General features: G+C 39.5%; 3 protein-coding genes. 1 reads left to right on the top strand and 2 read right to left on the bottom strand.

Translation table 11 applies throughout. The annotated features are described in order from the left end of the window. Window positions 1–314 precede the first annotated feature (314 nt). Entirely contained in the window at window positions 315–836 is a 522-nt protein-coding gene (locus IQ229_RS23490; RefSeq protein ID WP_194047902.1) for a hypothetical protein, read from the bottom strand. Between the two features lie 95 nt (window positions 837–931). Further along, the gene (locus IQ229_RS23485) at window positions 932–1,555 is read right to left on the bottom strand and encodes a class I SAM-dependent methyltransferase (RefSeq protein ID WP_194047900.1); all 624 of its coding nucleotides are present in this window, start codon (window positions 1,553–1,555) and stop codon (window positions 932–934) included. Window positions 1,556–1,648: 93 nt separating this feature from the next. Between IQ229_RS23485 and hemH the strand changes: the two genes are divergently transcribed. Next, a partial coding sequence (hemH, locus tag IQ229_RS23480) for a ferrochelatase (protein ID WP_194047898.1) occupies window positions 1,649–2,622 on the top strand: 974 nt, incomplete at its 3' end.

The following is a 2,622-nucleotide window of genomic DNA, read 5'->3' as shown; positions in this document are numbered from 1 at the left end:
CTATTAGGGATTGAAACTTTCAACATCTACAGATTTGTTATTAAATTCAACATAGATTGCAATTAATCAAAATCCCTATTAGGGATTGAAACGCAGATGAAAACCAACTATTATACTCTTGATGGGAGGATTGCAATTAATCAAAATCCCTATTAGGGATTGAAACGAAAGCGTTAGATAACCAAATCGAAAAATTAGGCATTGCAATTAATCAAAATCCCTATTAGGGATTGAAACTTGTGTAGGAATACATATTAGGATTAGTAGCTTGAATTGCAATTAATCAAAATCCCTATTAGGGGTTGAAACATTTTTTACCGCCTACCTGCTTTCCAATCTTCTCCACCGGATAACTGAGTTAAATTTTCAGCCAAAACTGCCGATAACTCCTTAGCTGAATAGGAATAAGTTAGTGCCAAAAACTTCAATGCAGTCTGAATAATTTGGTTCCTATCCACTATTTCAGACAGTTGAAATTGATTATATACTCCATTCATTACTTCATCACTGGCATCAGCGATCGCATCTTCAATCACTTCCTCTTCTATCAAATTCTCCCACTCACCTAAATTAATATAGTAAGACTTTTTATTATCTTTAATATTAAGGCTTTTAATTTCTCGGATTGAATTACGAATAGAATTTGCCCATGAACCAGTTAATCGTTGTTCTACCTGGTTCTTAATTAAATGAATCAGTAAAATCCTTAAATAAGCTTGGATATTCCGCAGAATAGCTTGTTTGCTCATGCCTTCTAATTCGTCTACAATTGCTAAGGCATCTGCATAACGTCCTTCCAAAATACTTTTTTTGAGGTCTATTAGTTCCTGCGTCATTTTTTCACCGCCTACCTGCTTAAGTACTATATAAAAATAACCTATACTTTATTAATAGCAGAGTCTCTTAGCTGCCATTAATAAAGTAGTATTGTTCATTTATTCGCCTGTATCACTTGCAAACTCCCACCCGTATATAAAGTTGACTTACTCACTTCAAAGCCAGTCTTAGCTAACAACTCAGCTAAATCAGTTTTCAGTAATTCCCAAGCTGTTTCCGTCTCAAACAACAACAAAAACACCGATATCCCAGGCCAAAAGATCGGATTTGTTGGAGCGTGAAAATCCACCAACGTAAACACTCCTCCTGGCTTTAGCACCCGATAAACTTCATTAATAATTTTTCGTAATTGCTGAGGCTGCATCTCGTGTAATGCAACGCTGGTATGCACCACATCAAACAGATTATCTGCAAATGGCATTTCCTCGGCAAAAGCTTCTACATAAGAAGCTTCCGGGACATTTAGCCGCGCCCGTTGCAAAGACTTAGGTGAAGCATCCAATCCCGTTACATTTTGTGAATTTTTTACTAAAAACTCCGTCGTTTGGCCACTACCACAACATAAATCTAAAACCTGAGAATCTGAGTGAATTGTTAAGCCTTGCAAAGCAAGTTGCCGAAAACGCGCTTCACCACCTACACTTAAGGCTGCTAAACGAGAGATACCATCATATAACCACTGATAACGGTAACTCCAATCTCTTAAAATTGTTGCCATTGCATATTTCCTTGCTATTAAGCTTTATATTTAATAAAGATATATTGTTAACATTAGTAAAAAACCTGAAAAGATTGGGGGAAAGTAACTGATATGGGTCGTGTAGGCGTCTTATTACTCAATCTCGGTGGCCCTGATAAGCTAGAGGATGTCGGGCCGTTTTTGTACAATTTATTTTCCGATCCGGAAATTATTCGCCTACCATTTCGCTGGTTGCAAAAGCCCCTAGCCTGGTTTATTGCCACGCGGCGAACCAGAACATCTCAAGAAAATTATAAGCAGATTGGTGGTGGTTCCCCATTGCGGCAGATTACAGAAGCCCAAGGGGAAGCTCTAAAAGAACAGTTAGGTTCTTTGGGGCAAGAAGTTAATATCTACGTGGGAATGCGTTATTGGCATCCTTATACAGAAGAGGCGATCGCACAAATTACCCAAGATAAGTTAGAACACCTGGTAATATTACCACTATATCCCCAGTTTTCTATCAGCACCAGTGGTTCCAGCTTCCGGCTTTTAGACAAGCTTTGGCAAGAAGATCCAAAACTTCAACCGATTGATTACACCGTCATTCCTTCTTGGTATAAACAACCAGGATATCTTCAAGCAATGGCGCAACTAATAGCCCAGGAACTTGAGCAATTCCCTAACCCGGATGAGGTTCATATATTCTTCAGCGCTCATGGCGTTCCGAAAAGCTACGTTGAAGAAGCAGGCGACCCTTACCAGATGGAAATTGAAGAATGTACTGCGTTGATTATGCAGACTCTCAATCGACCCAATACCCACACCTTAGCTTACCAAAGTCGTGTCGGCCCAGTAGAATGGCTTCAACCCTATACTGAAGATGCCCTCAAAGAACTAGGCGCACAAGGCGTGAAAGATTTGGTTGTCGTGCCAATCAGTTTTGTCTCAGAGCATATCGAGACACTACAAGAAATTGATATTGAGTATCGAGAAGTAGCAGAAGAATCAGGAATTCACAACTTCCGCCGCGTACCAGCTCCCAATACCCATCCAGTATTTATTAATGCACTAGTCGAATTAGTCATGGATGCGGTGAAAAACCC

The sequence above is a fragment of the Nostoc cf. edaphicum LEGE 07299 genome, assembly GCF_015207245.1.
Classification (GTDB): Bacteria; Cyanobacteriota; Cyanobacteriia; order Cyanobacteriales; family Nostocaceae; genus Nostoc; species Nostoc edaphicum_B.
This window is presented reverse-complemented; position numbering and strand designations above follow the sequence as displayed.